At 61.0% G+C, this 14,646-nt stretch carries 15 protein-coding genes; 6 read left to right on the top strand and 9 right to left on the bottom strand.

Annotated features, from left to right (window positions below):
• Positions 1 to 10: 10 nt before the first annotated feature.
• The 5 genes from IE188_RS09055 to IE188_RS09035 form a co-directional block, all read right to left on the bottom strand.
• Positions 11 to 889 carry an extensin-like domain-containing protein gene (locus tag IE188_RS09055; RefSeq protein WP_229836666.1) on the bottom strand — a complete coding sequence of 293 codons (879 nt, stop codon included), beginning with the start codon at positions 887 to 889 and terminating at the stop codon, positions 11 to 13.
• A 41-nt stretch (positions 890 to 930) separates the two neighbouring features.
• Entirely contained in the window at positions 931 to 1,848 is a 918-nt protein-coding gene (locus IE188_RS09050) for a prephenate/arogenate dehydrogenase family protein (protein ID WP_191286161.1), read from the bottom strand.
• Positions 1,845 to 2,984: a histidinol-phosphate transaminase gene (gene hisC / locus IE188_RS09045; protein WP_191286160.1), complete on the bottom strand. Its 1,140-nt coding sequence runs from the start codon at positions 2,982 to 2,984 to the stop codon at positions 1,845 to 1,847. Before hisC ends, IE188_RS09050 begins: the two co-directional genes overlap by 4 nt.
• A 174-nt stretch (positions 2,985 to 3,158) precedes the next feature.
• Complete coding sequence (rpsD, locus tag IE188_RS09040) at positions 3,159 to 3,779, bottom strand: 30S ribosomal protein S4 (protein WP_191286159.1); 621 nt, start codon at positions 3,777 to 3,779, stop codon at positions 3,159 to 3,161.
• Positions 3,780 to 3,945: 166 nt separating this feature from the next.
• Complete coding sequence (locus IE188_RS09035) at positions 3,946 to 5,007, bottom strand: Hint domain-containing protein (protein WP_191286158.1); 1,062 nt, start codon at positions 5,005 to 5,007, stop codon at positions 3,946 to 3,948.
• A 224-nt stretch (positions 5,008 to 5,231) separates the two neighbouring features.
• On the opposite strand from IE188_RS09035, the gene IE188_RS09030 reads away from it, so the two are divergent.
• Positions 5,232 to 6,398, top strand: a complete 1,167-nt coding sequence (locus IE188_RS09030; protein WP_191286157.1) for an alpha-hydroxy acid oxidase — start codon at positions 5,232 to 5,234, stop codon at positions 6,396 to 6,398.
• Positions 6,399 to 6,414: 16 nt separating this feature from the next.
• Here IE188_RS09030 and fliP read toward each other — a convergent pair whose 3' ends face one another.
• From fliP to fliF, 4 genes are read right to left on the bottom strand one after another with little or no spacing between them, the layout of a single operon-like run.
• Positions 6,415 to 7,176: a flagellar type III secretion system pore protein FliP gene (gene fliP, locus IE188_RS09025; RefSeq protein ID WP_191286156.1), complete on the bottom strand. Its 762-nt coding sequence runs from the start codon at positions 7,174 to 7,176 to the stop codon at positions 6,415 to 6,417.
• Positions 7,177 to 7,184: 8 nt separating this feature from the next.
• Positions 7,185 to 7,475 carry a FliM/FliN family flagellar motor switch protein gene (locus IE188_RS09020; protein WP_191286155.1) on the bottom strand — a complete coding sequence of 97 codons (291 nt, stop codon included), beginning with the start codon at positions 7,473 to 7,475 and terminating at the stop codon, positions 7,185 to 7,187.
• Positions 7,468 to 8,073 carry a FliH/SctL family protein gene (locus tag IE188_RS09015; RefSeq protein ID WP_191286154.1) on the bottom strand — a complete coding sequence of 202 codons (606 nt, stop codon included), beginning with the start codon at positions 8,071 to 8,073 and terminating at the stop codon, positions 7,468 to 7,470. The genes IE188_RS09020 and IE188_RS09015 overlap by 8 nt, the downstream gene beginning before the upstream one ends.
• Positions 8,070 to 9,680, bottom strand: a complete 1,611-nt coding sequence (gene fliF / locus IE188_RS09010; protein WP_191286153.1) for a flagellar basal-body MS-ring/collar protein FliF — start codon at positions 9,678 to 9,680, stop codon at positions 8,070 to 8,072. Before fliF ends, IE188_RS09015 begins: the two co-directional genes overlap by 4 nt.
• Before the next feature lie 127 nt (positions 9,681 to 9,807).
• Here fliF and IE188_RS09005 point away from each other — a divergent pair, with 127 nt between their 5' ends.
• The 5 genes from IE188_RS09005 to IE188_RS08985 all read left to right on the top strand — a co-directional run bounded on the left by IE188_RS09005 (position 9,808) and on the right by IE188_RS08985 (position 14,465).
• Entirely contained in the window at positions 9,808 to 10,305 is a 498-nt protein-coding gene (locus tag IE188_RS09005) for a flagellar basal body-associated FliL family protein (protein WP_407648219.1), read from the top strand.
• Between the two features lie 15 nt (positions 10,306 to 10,320).
• Positions 10,321 to 10,752 (top strand): hypothetical protein, encoded by a 432-nt coding sequence (locus IE188_RS09000; RefSeq protein WP_191286152.1) that lies wholly within the window; start codon positions 10,321 to 10,323, stop codon positions 10,750 to 10,752.
• On the top strand, positions 10,749 to 11,354 hold the full coding sequence (locus IE188_RS08995) for a MotE family protein (protein ID WP_191286151.1): 606 nt from the start codon (positions 10,749 to 10,751) through the stop codon (positions 11,352 to 11,354). Before IE188_RS09000 ends, IE188_RS08995 begins: the two co-directional genes overlap by 4 nt.
• A gap of 76 nt (positions 11,355 to 11,430) precedes the next feature.
• Positions 11,431 to 12,297 carry a flagellar motor stator protein MotA gene (gene motA, locus IE188_RS08990; RefSeq protein ID WP_191286150.1) on the top strand — a complete coding sequence of 289 codons (867 nt, stop codon included), beginning with the start codon at positions 11,431 to 11,433 and terminating at the stop codon, positions 12,295 to 12,297.
• Positions 12,297 to 14,465, top strand: coding sequence for a hypothetical protein (locus IE188_RS08985; RefSeq protein WP_191286149.1), 2,169 nt, complete (start codon positions 12,297 to 12,299; stop codon positions 14,463 to 14,465). The genes motA and IE188_RS08985 overlap by 1 nt, the downstream gene beginning before the upstream one ends.
• Positions 14,466 to 14,646: the final 181 nt, after the last annotated feature.

Here is a 14,646-nt window from a genome sequence, read left to right as displayed (position 1 = left end):
CAGGCCGCCGTCACCGGCAATATGACCCGCTGCGATAGCGCGCCGTATCCAGATGCAAATGGTCCTTGTGGAACCGGTCCGAATTGGGGCCAAGCACTGTGCCGAACGGGCCGCAAGCCGCCTTGTGCATGCGCTTCAACACCTTGCCTTTCACCGGATCGCGCCAGCCTTTCAGGACCGTAATCGTCGCCCCGTTCTTCAGCGTGATGCCCGATATGTCGATGGCCCGCCCGCGCCCATGTTCGCTGACCTTTGCGCCCGGTTGGTTGTTGCGCGTCCGACAGGCGTAATGGGCCGCGACCCGCAAAGTGGCTGGCCCGCCGCCCAGCCGCCCCACTGACGGAAACACCCCGTCCCGCACCCATTTGTTCAGGGCTTTCGCCGTGGTGCAGTCCATCACCGCCGGCTGGCTCAGCTTCACGCCCGACACCTCGGTCACGCGCACGGGGTCTGACACGCCACAGCCGCGAATCCTGCCGGGGATCGCTGAAATGGCCTGCCCCTTGATCTCGTTCACACCGCATATCCGCCCGCGTCGCCCTGAATTGACAGGCTTGGGGGTCGAGGCCGCGATTTTACGGGCAAAACCCTTGGGTCGCAGGTTGGGGCGCAACGAGCGACGCACGGCGAAAGCGGTTGGCGCGACCGCCGCTCGCGTGGCCGACGCGTGTGTCTGGGCCTGGGGGCGAACCTGTGGTCGCTCAATCTTGTCTGACGCTGCGCTACCCGAGGAGCGGATCATCGCCACGGTCACGGTATCCGGACGCGGCTCGGGTCGTTGAGATGTCTCTGGCGCAGCCGCGATGGCGGGCAATCCGAAGCTGCATCCCAGCAACATCCCCATCAGCCATCCGCGCCACAGTCCCTGCCCCGGCCATCCTTTGGTCATTCCCGCTCCTTCCCCCGCCCCGCGCCACACGGCTCGCGGGTTCAATCGTGCTTGCCTGTCCGGCCGAAATCGGGCGCATCCGTGTCCTGCCCGGCTTCGATAATACCACGACGGATCGCCCGGGTTCGAGTGAAATAGTCGAACAAGACCTCTCCGTCCCCGGTCCGGATGGCGCGCTGCAAGGCAAACAGCTCTTCCGTGAACCGGCCAAGGATCTCCAAGGTCGCGTCTTTATTGGCCAAAAACACGTCGCGCCACATCGTCGGGTCCGACGCCGCAATCCGCGTAAAGTCGCGAAAACCCGCCGCCGAATACTTGATGACTTCGCTGTCCGTGACGCGGGACAGATCGTCGGCCACCCCTACCATCGTATAGGCGATCAGGTGCGGCGTGTGGCTGGTGACGGACAGCACAAGGTCGTGGTGATCCGCGTCCATCACTTCGACATTTGATCCCATTCCCTTCCAAAGCGCGATCAGCCGTTCGGTTGCAGGCGTGTCGGTACCGTTCGGGACAAGAATGCACCACCGGTTGTCAAACAGCTCGGCAAAACCGGACCGCGGACCACTGTGTTCGGTCCCGGCCAAGGGATGGCCCGGAATGAAATGCACATGGTCCGGCAGATGCGGAGCCACCGCCTCGATCACCGCGCGCTTCACTGACCCCACATCCGTCACCGTCGCGCCGGGTTGCAAATGCGCTCCAATCTCGGCCGCGACCGCGCCCATGGCGCCTACGGGCACGGCCAGAACGACCAGATCCGCACCGTCGATCGCTTCGCTGGCGGTGTCGACGATCCGGTCACAGAACCCCAGGTCGCGGGCAATCTCGCGTGTCTCGGCGGATCTGGCGGTGCCGACGATTTCGCCTGCCAGTCCGGCCCGTCGCATCGCATGCGCCATGGACGATGCGATCAGCCCAAGCCCGATCAGGGCCACGCGGTTGTAAAGCACGGTCATGCGGCACCTCCGCCGTCAAAACGATCCTCGTCCAGCAGCATCAGCTTGGATCCCGGCGCGCCACCTTTGAACCGCCCGATCATATGCGCCACCCGGCGGCAGGATGCTTCGTCGCCAATGGTGATGCGCAGACAATGCGGCAGCCCATAGCCCGCAACCATACGCACGATGATCCCCTGGTCCTGCAGGAACGCGTAGCAGTCGGCGGCCTCGTCCGCGCTGGCAAGCCGGGCAAGGATGAAATTGGTGCAAGAGGTATCCGACGGCACCCCGAGTTCGGCTAGGGCTTCGGCAAGCCAGGCGCGCAGGCGGGTGTTTTCCGCAAGACAGCGCGCCACGTGCTCACGATCCGCAAGGGCGGCCTCGGCGGCGGCTTGCTGCGCCATGGACAGGTTGAACGGGCCGCGCACACGGTTCAAGACGTCGATCACTTCGGCCGCGCCATAACCCCAGCCGATCCGCAACCCACCCAGCCCGTACATCTTCGAAAACGTTCGGGTCATGAAGACATTGTCATGCTTGTCGACCAGCCGTGCCCCGCCATCGAACCCGTCGACATATTCGGCATAGGCTCCGTCCAGTACCAACAGGACCGTGTCGGGCAACTCACGTGCCAGCCGCGCCAGTTCGGCCTGGCTGACCATGGTGCCCGTCGGATTGCCGGGATTGGTGACGAAAACAAGGCTGGTGCGCTCTGTGACCGCCTTCAGAATCTCGTCGACATCGACCATCCGTTCACGTTCGGGCACCATCACCGGGTCGGCGCCCGCGGCAAGCGCCGAAATCTTGTACATCGAGAACCCGTGTTCGGTGTAAATCACTTCCGTACCGGGTCCAGAGTAACACTGGCACAGAAAGGTTATCACCTCGTCCGAACCGACACCGCAGATGATCCGGTCCGGGTCAAGTTTGTGCAGCGACCCGATCGCCGCCCGCAGCGACGCATGATCGGTGTTGGGATAGCGGTGCAGCTCGCGCCCGGCCCTCTGGAACGCCTCGATGGCAAGCGGGCTTGGGCCGAACGGGTTTTCGTTCGAGCTGAGCTTGATCACATTGGCCACGCCATCGACGCTGGACGCGCCACCCACATAGGGCTTGATCTGCATGATCCCCGGTTGCGGTTCGATCTTGGTCATGGTCGCCCCCCTTACGAGGTGATTTACAGGGGTCGGCGCATCCACGAAAGAGCGAAAGCGCCGGGTTTGGAAATGTGCCGCGGGCTGCGGCTTCGCTGCATCTGCAGCACAGACGACAAAACCCGCCCAAAGACCTGGGCGGGTTCCAAAACTTGGCGAGACTGCAAGCGGTGCTTAGTTCTTCGCGTAGAATTCGACGACCAGGTTCGGTTCCATTACAACCGGATACGGCACGTCCGACAGGCCGGGTGTCCGGGTGAAGGTGGCGGTCAGTTTAGAATGGTCAACGTCCAGGTAATCCGGCACATCACGCTCGGGCAGTTGGATGGCTTCCAGAACGGCTGCCATTTGCTTCGAACGGTCACGCACTTCGATCACGTCGCCTTCTTGCACGCGATAGGACGGAATGTTCACTTTCTTGCCGTTCACGCGCACGTGGCCGTGGTTCACGAACTGACGTGCAGCGAACACGGTGGGCACGAACTTGGCGCGGTAAACAACGGCGTCCAGGCGACGCTCCAGCAGACCGATCAGGTTTTCACCGGTGTCGCCTTTGACACGCTCGGCTTCACCATAGATGCGGCGGAATTGTTTCTCGGTCAGGTCGCCATAGTAGCCTTTCAGCTTCTGCTTGGCGCGCAGTTGCAGACCGAAATCCGACAGCTTGCCCTTGCGGCGCTGGCCGTGCTGGCCGGGGCCGTATTCACGGCGGTTCACCGGCGATTTCGGGCGACCCCAGATGTTTTCGCCCATGCGGCGATCAATTTTGTACTTGGCAGCGGTGCGTTTGGTCACGGCTGATCTCCTTCATAAAACTATCGAAGGGCGTTGTCCTTTGGCCGAAGCCCGACAGGCATCCCCTTGCGGGGGCCACCAACACCAATGAAAACCGGCCCCTTGCGGGACCGGATTTGGGGCTTATAGCGCCGTGAGTGGTGGTGTCAACGCCCCGAACGCCGTGTCAGGCGATTTCTCCGCGCATTATCGCCGCCTCACCCCGGTTCAGGCTGCGACGGGCAAATCCGCCATAGGCCATGGGGTCGAAGTTCAGTTGCGGGTACATATCGAACAGGCGGCGGCGCTGCATCGAATCCAGCGTGTCCAGATCGGCATTCGCGGGATGGAAGCTTTCTGCCGGAACACCGTTGGCCCAGACGACCTCGTGATGTTCCAAAAGCACGTGATAATAGGTGATATCGCGAATGGTGTAATCCACGACCACGCGCCGTTCATCCACCAGATCCCGCGCCGAGATCAGAACCTCGTCTTCGTTGAACAACTCTTGCGCCCGTTTACCGTTCAGCAGGATTTGATGCTGCCCTGAAACAATCAGGTCCGCATCTGGCTGTCCCGACCGGATGGCCCCGGCCCTGAGCCGGATTGGCCGCAGTTCAGGCATCGCGAACATGCGCGCCCCGGTGATGCGTTTTGTGCCGATCCACAGCACCTTCTGGGTGCCGTTGTCGCGGGTTTGAAGCTCGTCGCCCTCGCGCAGATCCTCGACACAGATCTCGCCGTCATGGGTGCGCAGCCTTGTGCTGGGGGCGAAACAGATCACCCCTGCCGGCTGTTGGGTCAACTGGTTCTGCCGCGTCGGCGTCATGCTGGCCCGCACCACCCAGAAATCCGTGTTTGCCGGGGGCGTTTCGCCAACAAACATCAACAACACCTGGTCGTCGGCACCGTTGATCAAGGTCGCGACATAGCTGGCATGCCCGTCCGTGACCTCGAAACCCATATTCAGATGATGACTGTCGACCGAATGTGACCCAAGGGGTCGTGAAGGGTCGATCGCTGCCCCGACCAGTTTGTACACTCCGTGCGCCGCACGCCGGCGCTGGTCCTGCTCTCCGCTTGCGCTCTCAAGATCGCGAAGTTCACGCGGCCCGTCGACGCGCAACGGGCTTCCCGTCCAGCGCCAATTCGACCCAACGCCAAGCGACGTCACCGGTGCCCCCGGCATTCCGTCCACTTCCGTCTGCGACCATGAGATGACAAACGTGCCATTAAAGCCCGTTTTCATGCCCGATAACCTGCCATTCTTATTTTTTATTGTCGTCAGGCTAGCATGGGTGATTCGCTTTGTTAAGAAGTTTGTCCATGCATTTCTGCGACGGTCCGGGGCGCGGTGAAATCGCAACAGTTGGGGACTGGCCGGGCGGTGCCGTGCATGACGCCCGAATCGGACGATTGCAATGATCCACGACAACTGGTAATAAAATCTTACCAATTTTACCGGAGCGCGCCATGCCAGTCATCACCGAGATCGAAGACCTTCGCCGTATCTATGCCAGAAGGGTGCCGAAGATGTTCTATGACTATGCCGAAAGCGGCAGCTGGTCAGAACAGACCTTTCGCGAAAACAGCTCGGATTTCGACAAGCTCTATTTCCGCCAACGTGTGGCGGTGGACATGGACAACCGCTCCACCCGCACCAAGATGATTGGCCAGGACGTGGCGATGCCGGTGGCACTGGCGCCGGTCGGGCTGACCGGGATGCAATGTGCCGACGGCGAAATCAAGGCGGCCCGCGCCGCCGAGGCATTCGGCGTGCCGTTTACTCTGTCGACCATGTCCATCTGCTCGATCGAGGATGTGGCGGAACACACCAGCGCGCCCTTCTGGTTTCAGGTCTATACCTTGAAGGATGATGATTACATGCAGCGCCTGTTCGACCGCGCCCGCGCAGCCAACTGCCCGGCCATCGTCATCACGGTGGATTTGCAGGTTCTGGGGCAGCGCCACAAGGATCTGAAAAACGGCTTGTCGGCCCCGCCCAAACTGACCGCCGCATCCATCGCCAACATGATGACCAAAGTGCAGTGGGGGCTGGGTATGCTGGGCACCAAGCGGCGGTTCTTCGGCAACATCGTGGGACATGCCAAGGGTGTCACGGATCCGTCCTCGCTCAGCACATGGACTGCCGAAGCCTTCGACCCGTCGCTGAATTGGGACCGTATCCGACAGTTCAAGAAGATGTGGGGCGGCCCAATGATCATCAAGGGCATCATCGAACCTGAAGACGCGCTGCAGGCTCTTAATGTCGGTGCCGATGCGATCATCGTGTCCAACCACGGCGGGCGGCAATTGGATGGGGCCCTGAGCTCGATCCGCGCGCTGCCTGCGGTGCTGGACGCCGTTGGGGACAAGATCGAGGTGCACATGGACAGCGGCATCCGCTCGGGCCAGGACGCGCTCAAGGCCATCGCGATGGGGGCGAAAGGCACCTATATCGGCAGGGCGTTCACCTATGGTTTGGGCGCGATGGGCGAACAGGGCGTAACCAAGGCGCTTGAAGTGATCCACAAGGAAATGGACATCTCGATGGCGTTCTGCGGGCATACCGATATCAACACGGTCGACCGGTCGATTTTGCATATCCCGAAAGGGTTTTCCGGCGACTGGGAAACCTGAACCGACAGGGTCGGCGTCAGAAATAGCTGCGCACCAACGCCCCGGAAACCAGTGTCCAGCCATCCGCGACCACGAAGAACGCCAGCTTGAACGGCAGGGATACGATCGCGGGCGGCACCATCATCATGCCCATCGACATCAGGATGGCGGCGACCACCAGATCGATCACCAGAAACGGCAAAAACACAAGGAACCCGATCTGGAACGCCCGCTCGATCTCGGACAGCAGGAATGACGGCACCAGAAGGGACAGCGGGGCATCCCCGCCGATGGCAATCTCCGCCGTTTGCGCACGCAGATCGGCCAGATTCGCGAAGGTTTCCGGGTCGATCCGGGCCGCCATGAACACGCGAAACGGATCAATCGCGGCCAGAAAGGCCGGCTCAAGCTCCAGCGCGCCGTCCGAAAACGGCTTGCCTCCTTGCGCCCAGGCCTCGACGAAAACCGGCTCCATGATGAAATAGGTCAGAAACAGCGCAAGGCTGACGATCAGCATGTTCGGGGGCGATTGCTGCAAGCCGATTGCCTGACGCAAAATGGACAGCACCGTCACGATGAACGGAAAGCAGGTCACCATGATGGCAAGCCCCGGCACCAGGCTCAACAATGTGACAAGCACGAACACCTGAATGGTGCGGGTCGCCAGCGAGCCGTCTTCGCCAAGCGACAGGGTGATGTCCTGCGCCATGGCCGCACCGGTCGTGCCGATCCACAAGATCGCGACCGTTACAAGGATGGCGAGGCCTCCTCTGAGGATGTTGACACCGGATCGTGACATTTCCGGGGTCACAGGCCGGATTTCAGATCGGCGACTTCGGTCAGGCGGACGGCCAGACGCCCTTGCGGGTCGCCTTCCATCTCTTCCAGCTCACCGCGCGCGATCAGCTTGTCGCCGACATACAGCTCGACCGGGTCCTCGATGCGCTTGTCCAGCGGCAAGACGGTGTCCTGCGTCAGTTGTAAAAGCTCTTTCACGGTGGGACGTGCGCGTCCGACCGAGATCGTGATCTCGATCGGAACCTGCACGAACGGGTTGGCAGGGGCGCCAGTGTCGGTCGGGGTCGGAGCGTCAGCCATGTTCAAATGCCTTCTCGTTGATGTCATACAGCGCAGTCACCGCATTTTTGATCCGTGCCAGTGCCGAGGTCAGATCAATGCACCGCTCGGAGGAAGACGACCGCAGGAACACCTGACCTTCGGGCAGAGTGTCGTCTTCAAACACCTGCAACGGGGTCGTGTTTACGCGGTCCATCAGTTGATTCAGCACCTTGCGGCTGCCTGAAGAAACGCGCAGTTCGATCGGGGTGTCCGCGGCCTGCGCGGCCAGCGGCATGATTTCATCGTTGATCACCTGCCCCAACGCATCCCGCATCACTTCGGGCAACAAGGTGTCGACCATGGCGTGCAGCAGCGGCTCAAGCGACCCCAGAACATGGCTGCGCGCCTCGTGAAACGTGAAACCAAGATCTTCCAGATTGCGCGCAAACTCTGCTTCGATGCGATCCTTGTCGCCATCGGCTTCCTTGACGGCATCGTCCCACCCTGCACTGTACCCGGCCTCATAGGCGGTCAGACGGATCCGCTCCAACTCTTCATCGGCAACGGGGCGTGGACCCGCGTGGTTGGCGGACTTGGCGGATTGCGTGAAATCCTCAAGGGCAAGTGGCTTGTTCATCGCACCACCTCTTCATCGTCTTCCATCCATCCGCGCAGGATTTCGACAGTGTCAGACTGCCGCTCTGCAATCAGATTGCGAAGCCGTTGGACCGGGTCAGGCTCTGTCCCATCCGGCGTGTCCGACAACATGATCTCGCCCGTTGCGGGGGTGTCGACCACCGCAGGCAGGGCGGGCGTATCAGCGGCCACCTGTGTCGAGGCCTGCGGCGGCACAAGGGCGGTGGCACCCGATGTTTCGCTCGCCTCTGCCGCAGAATCATCGCCGCGGGTCGCCAGGATCGGGCGCAGCACAAACAGCCCGAGCACCAGTGTCACGACCGCAAGCACCGCGATCTTCACCAGCGACATCACATCGACGGCCAAGCCGGACAAAAACCCGCCCGACGGCGCACTGCCTACCGGCAGGGCGGGTTCAAACTCCAGCGACTTGATGGTGATCTGATCGCCGCGCGCTTCGTTGAAACCGACAGCGCCTGCAACCAGTTCGCGCAAGCTGCTTATCTCCTCGTCGCTCCGGGCGGTCCAGACCTCGTTCCCGGCATCGTCTGTTGTCCGAATCCCGTCGATCAGGACCGCGACCGTCAGCCGCTTGACAGCACCCGGGGCAGTGACGATTTCCCGTGTGGTTTCTGACACTTCATAGTTGATACGTTCGCGAGTCTCGGACGTGTTGGACGACGAATTGCCCCCTGCCGCCACATCCCCATCAGGCAGGTTTGACGCCACGGTCACACCGGCACCATCGCTATCCTTGGCCGAGTTGGATGTTTCAAGCGTATCGGTTGAAACGGCAACCCGCGCCTCGGGATCAAACCGTCGTTCACGCAGCATTTCCTGTTCCGTCACCGTCTCGAGATTCAGCTCGACCACCGCATTGCCGAAGCCCACACGCGCCTCAAGCAGTCGTTCCACATTCTGTTTCAGGGTCAGCGCGCGATCTGATGCATGACCGGGCATATCCGGCAACTCGTCCCCGCCGGCGATCAATCCACCCCGACTGTCGATGATCGATACACGTTCCGGCAACAGACCCGGCACCGCCGAAGCCACCAGGAACTTCAGCGCCTTTGCCTGCGCGCCGGGAAGTGCGCCACTGGCGGTCGTCACCGTGACCGAAGCCGACGGCTCGTTGCGTTGACGAAACATCTGGGTCGAGGTGTTGGCGATATGAACGCGGGCGTTCTGAATCAGCGGACTGGCCACGATCGTGCGCGCCAATTCGCCCTCTTTCGCACGCCAATAGGCCGCATCGAACATTTGCGATGTGGTGCCAAATCCGCTCAGACCATCCAGAAGCTCATACCCCTTGCCGCCGTTGGCGGGCAGCCCTTCGCTGGCGAGCGTCATGCGCAAACCGTCACGCTGCGTGGTGTCGACAAAAATCGAACCTCCACGGATATCATAAGCCACGCCGCGCGCCTCAAGCGCCTTGACGACATCCCCTGCCGCGCCGCTTTCCAGCCCGGCATAAAGCAGCGTCATCTGGGTCGACGTTGCCATCCGCGACAAACCGATGACCGCAATGAACATCGCAAGTGTCGACGCCACCACAATGATGCGTTTCCGCATATCCAGGCTGGCCCATATCGAGGCGATCTGCTGCAAGACGCAACTCCTTTTACCGAGCGGGCTTCTGCCCCCGTCACATCTGCAGTCTTCCCCGATCGCCCTTAACATTTGGTTAGTGCGCAACGGCTTATAACGAATCGAACAGATTTTTTTGGATGGCCAGATGACAGACACAGACATGACATCCGGGGCGCCTGATGCACCGGCAGAGCAGAAATCCAGAAAAGGCTTGTTGTTTGGCGTTGTTCTGGCAGCGACCCTGGGGGGCGGTGGTTTTTTCGCCACCTATTCCGGTTTGATTGGCGGGGCGGACCCCAATATCCCGCCGGAAGAGCCGGCCGCCGTCATCGCCGACCTTCCCGCAGTGGCCTTTGTCGAACTGGACCCCCTGGTCATTTCGCTGGGCGGTTCGGGCAATAGCCGCCACCTGCGGTTTCGCGGCTCGCTTGAAGTGGTGCCGGGCCATGAAACGGATGTCAGCCACCTGGTGCCGCGCGTGATTGACGTGTTGAACGGGTATCTTCGCGCGGTCGACGTCAAGGTGCTCGAAGATCCCACTGCACTGATCGAACTGCGGGCACAAATGTTGCGGCGCATTCAACTGGTCACTGGCGAAGGTCGGGTGCGTGACCTTCTGATTCTCGAATTCGTCCTCAACTGACAAGGAGGCATGAGCATGGACTTTCTGGCTGACATCATGCTGGGCATCGGTGCCATTGGCGCTGCAATCTATTGCATGGTGCTCTCGCGGCGGCTGCGTCGTTTCAACAATCTGCAAAACGGGATGGGCGGCGCCGTTGCGGTGTTGTCGGCGCAAGTCGACGACATGACCACCATGCTGAACAGTGCGCGCGATGCCGCGGGCACAAGCGCCGAAGTGCTGACGGATCTGACCAAACGGGCCGAAGCATCCGCGCAGAAACTGGAACTGATGATGGCGAGCCTGCATGATCTTCCAGATCATGCCCACCCGGATATACCGGACCGAGTTGAACGAGCGGACACCGGATCGCTGCATTTGGATGAGGACGCACATCCCCCGGCAACGCAAACCCGCGACGCGGCCCCTGTCTTTGTAAGCCATCGCATGATGAGGGCAGCAGAATGAAACGGGCGCGGGCAAACCGAAAATCTCGCCGCCGTGCCACCAGCCGGCATATCCTGTTGACGCTGGCGCTTCTACTTGGCGCATCAGGGTTGATGCGGCTGGGGGGGTTCGGCATGGCGATTGCCGAAGATGTGACGAACCTGCTGCGCGGCACATCGGCCAGCCCGGGCGACCGTACTGCCTGCACAACAGAAGCCGATATAGAAGCGGTGCTGACGGCCCTGCGAACCCGCGAAGCTGCGCTTGTCGAAAACGAAAACGCATTGGAAGAACGGTTAAAAACCCTGGCTGATGCCGAAGGCAGGCTCGACGCGCAAATGCAGGCATTGGTGGCGGCGGAAACCGCGCTGGCGTCAACCATGTCTGCGGCCCGGACCGCCGCTTCGGATGATCTGGCACGCCTCACCGCCCTGTACGAGAACATGAAGCCCAAACAGGCGATCCCCTTGTTCGAAACGATGGATCCGGAATTTGCGGCAGGTTTCCTGTCGCGCATGAAACCACCCATCGCCGCGCAGATCATGGCGGGACTCGATCCGCAAACGGCCTATGCCATCAGTGTCGTATTTGCAGGCCGCAATTCGGACGCGCCGACAAATTAGGGAATGTCGGTGGTTTGTTAACCCATGTCTGCGATGAAGATATGACCCGCAATGTGACCAGTGCAAGAGGCTCAGGATGATCGGATTTGTTGGTATCGCGTTGATCTTCGTGATGGTGTTCGGCGGCTATCTGGCCGCCGGCGGCAAGATGGGCATCATCCTGAAATCCCTGCCCTTCGAATTTACCATGATTGGCGGCGCGGCGGCGGGTGCGTTCGTGATCTCAAACGACATGGCGGCGATCAAGCATACGATGAAGGACATCGGCAAGGTCTTCAAAGGGCCGAAATGGCAGCCAGACGATTACCGCGACTTGCTTTGCCTTCTGTTCGAGCTCATCCGACAGGCCCGGCAGAACGCCGTCGCTCTGGAAGAGCATGTGGAAAACCCGCAAGACAGCCCTGTTTTCGGGCGCTACCCCAAAATCCTCGCAGATCGCGAGGCGGTTGACCTGATTTGCGACACTTTGCGATCGGCCAGCATGAACTATGATGACCCCCACCAGGTCGAAGAGGTTCTGGAAAAACGGATGGAGGCCAACCTGCACCATGCGCTCCATTCCAGCCACGCGCTGCAAACGGTGGCCGACGGCTTGCCTGCACTGGGCATTGTGGCTGCGGTTCTGGGTGTGATCAAGACCATGGGTTCGATTGATCAACCTCCTGAAATTCTTGGCAAAATGATTGGTGGCGCCTTGGTCGGGACATTTCTGGGCGTATTTCTGGCCTATGGTTTGGTCGGGCCCTTTTCGGCCAAGGTCAAAACCGTGGTGGAAGAAGATGCCCATTTCTATCAGCTGATCCGCGAGGTGCTGGTGGCCAATCTCTACAATCACTCGGTTAATATTTGCATCGAGGTCGGCCGTCAGAATACACCCGGACACCATCGTCCCAGTTTTACCGAGCTTGAAGAGGCCTTGAAAGAGGTCAAGCAGGTGGCCTGATGCGGTTATGGACGGCAATATGTTTCCTGCTGATCTGTTGGCCCGCCAGCTTGTCCGCACGTGACATCACCGTCAAGGCCGGAGAGCACGACCGGTTCTCGCGACTCGTGGTCTATACAACCCCGGCCGACAGTCCGGTTTTAACGCGTCATGCGGACGGGTTTCGGTTTACATCGGGAGACAGGGCGGACCGGTTTACGACGCAGGGCGTGTTCGACATGATCCCGCGCGATCGCATCCAGAATTTGACGTCGCCCGGGGAAGGTGTTCTGAACATCGTCGTCGCTTGCCCTTGCGATGTCGTCACCCAAACCCTGCCCACCGGGCAGTTTGTGATTGATATTGTTGATACGCCCGCGCGTCCTGAAACGCCCTCTGCCCAGACCGGAAAATCGGATGCGGAACGCCCCTATCCGGGCAGTGTCACCAACGCACGTGACGCCCGGCGTGGGCTTCCGATTGCGGTCCGAACCGGGACGGACAATCCTCTGGTCCTACCCGAGCCCGAGACACAAGAGGCTACCAAAGCTACCACAAGCCTCACTGTGTCCGAGGCCACCAGTCCCCTTCCACTGAACGAAAAAGACTTGCTGACGCAGCTTGCCCGCGCGGCTTCGCAAGGGCTTGTCGATGCCCCGTCGCCGCTTCCCCCGGCCGAGGTTGAGACGGCGTCACAGACGCGCAGGGCAGAGCCCGCCACACACCCCCCGCCGACAGCGCGGACCAAACCGCCCACCCCAGCCGACCATATCCGCGTTCAGACATCCGTGGACCGCGACCGCGTGAATGCAGCCACTTCAACCGAGACTTTCGGCGATGGCGCGGCGTGCTTGGCGTCCTCCACGTTTGCCATCGGCGACTGGGGGCGCGGCGACGAAGGACCGCTCGATTTCGCTGTCTATCGCGCCAGTTTGATGACAGAGCTGGATAGGTTGGACCCGACCCGGTTCCGCGCCTATATCCAGCATCAGCTCCACCTGACGTTCGGAGCCGAAGTCTTGTCCTATCTGGATCGGTACCGAGGCATTCTGCCCGATGATGCGGATTTACGCTTGATGGCCGAGATTATTGAAACCGGCGTCACGGCAGACCACGCGCGCATGTCGACGCAACTGGCCTGCGAAGGTTCGGTGGCCCTCTGGGCCGTCCTGGCTCAGCCTCGCCTGCCCCGTGACCAACCCATCAACACCGCCGCGGTGATCGCCGCCTTCTCGTCACTGCCGCGTCACCTGCGCCTTCATCTGGGCCCGATGGTGATGCGCAAATTTCTGGCCATCGGGGACACTGATACGTCAATGGAGCTAAATCGCATCACGCAGCGCGGATCGGACCAAACGGCCAACGCGGTTACGCTGGCCGACGCCCAGTTGAAGCTCGAAACCGGGCAAGAACCGCAGGGCCGCAACCAGTTGGCAGAGATCGTCGACGCCGACGATCACGATGCCATCGACGCCATCCTTTTGTTGATTGAAAACCACATCGCAACGCAATCTGGCATACCAGAGCGGACGCTGGAACTGCTTAGCTCTCTTGCCCACGAACACGGGGCCGCAGGCCGGGGAAGCGACCTTGCCATCGCCGAGGTGCGGGCGCTGATCCATATGTCCCGCTTCACCGACGCCCGCGTGAAACTGCGTAATTTCGACTCGTTTCCGGATCGTGGCGACGACCGACATGTGCTGATCGTGAACGAGTTTGGCAGGGCTTTGGCCAAATCCGCCGCCGACAGCACATTTCTACGTCATGTCATTGGGCAACCGTTTTGGCCGGATGCCAGCGAAGACACCCGGATCCTGATCGCGACTCGCTTGCTTGATCTGGGTTTTGCGTCGGCGGCCAAAGACATGCTGACCAACCAGCCCGCTCCTCCCGGTCGGGCAGCGCGCGTTCTGATTGCGCGCGCGGCCCTGCAAAACGGGCAGGCGAAGGTCGCGCTGGGTTATCTGAGCGGCCTGAACGGTGAAACCGCGCAAAGCCTGCGCAAATCTGCCTTGCGGGCGACGGGGCAGATGACCGAACCAGATGCCCCGACAGCCCCTCCGGCACCTGTTCTTTCCGATGGTTCAGGGAATGAAATCTCGCTTGAGGCCTATGACAAACTGATCGAGGGCAGCAAGGCGATCCGTGCAAACATCGACCTCGTCCTGAACCCCGCGCCGACCTCCTAAAAAACCAGATGGTTACGGCTTGTTAAGCATGGCCCGATAGGTTGAGGGGCAGAGCAATCCAGGATCTGCCCCTCAATGTGCACGTCGAATCTTCCTTTGCCAAAGCCAAAGATCAGCCCGTGCGGTTCGCTGTGCCAATGGTCGCCAGATGGCGCACCTGTCATGACTATGCGCAGCTGTG

This window comes from Aliiroseovarius zhejiangensis (assembly GCF_014656375.1).
Taxonomy (GTDB): Bacteria; Pseudomonadota; Alphaproteobacteria; order Rhodobacterales; family Rhodobacteraceae; genus Aliiroseovarius; species Aliiroseovarius zhejiangensis.
The sequence above is the reverse complement of the archived record's forward strand: the minus strand, read 5'-3'. Positions and strand labels throughout refer to the sequence as shown.

Bases quoted from the DNA above. Each gene is read 5' to 3' on its own strand.
- motA (WP_191286150.1), top strand. From the start codon at position 11,431: ATGATCGGATTTGTTGGTATCGCGTTGATCTTCGTGATGGTGTTCGGC.
- IE188_RS09005 (WP_407648219.1), top strand. From the start codon at position 9,808: ATGACAGACACAGACATGACATCCGGGGCGCCTGATGCACCGGCAGAG.
- IE188_RS09055 (WP_229836666.1), bottom strand. From the start codon at position 889: ATGACCAAAGGATGGCCGGGGCAGGGACTGTGGCGCGGATGGCTGATG.
- IE188_RS08995 (WP_191286151.1), top strand. From the start codon at position 10,749: ATGAAACGGGCGCGGGCAAACCGAAAATCTCGCCGCCGTGCCACCAGC.
- fliP (WP_191286156.1), bottom strand. From the start codon at position 7,176: ATGTCACGATCCGGTGTCAACATCCTCAGAGGAGGCCTCGCCATCCTT.
- IE188_RS09050 (WP_191286161.1), bottom strand. From the start codon at position 1,848: ATGACCGTGCTTTACAACCGCGTGGCCCTGATCGGGCTTGGGCTGATC.
- IE188_RS09020 (WP_191286155.1), bottom strand. From the start codon at position 7,475: ATGGCTGACGCTCCGACCCCGACCGACACTGGCGCCCCTGCCAACCCG.
- IE188_RS08985 (WP_191286149.1), top strand. From the start codon at position 12,297: ATGCGGTTATGGACGGCAATATGTTTCCTGCTGATCTGTTGGCCCGCC.
- IE188_RS09000 (WP_191286152.1), top strand. From the start codon at position 10,321: ATGGACTTTCTGGCTGACATCATGCTGGGCATCGGTGCCATTGGCGCT.
- IE188_RS09035 (WP_191286158.1), bottom strand. From the start codon at position 5,007: ATGAAAACGGGCTTTAATGGCACGTTTGTCATCTCATGGTCGCAGACG.
- IE188_RS09030 (WP_191286157.1), top strand. From the start codon at position 5,232: ATGCCAGTCATCACCGAGATCGAAGACCTTCGCCGTATCTATGCCAGA.
- hisC (WP_191286160.1), bottom strand. From the start codon at position 2,984: ATGACCAAGATCGAACCGCAACCGGGGATCATGCAGATCAAGCCCTAT.
- IE188_RS09015 (WP_191286154.1), bottom strand. From the start codon at position 8,073: ATGAACAAGCCACTTGCCCTTGAGGATTTCACGCAATCCGCCAAGTCC.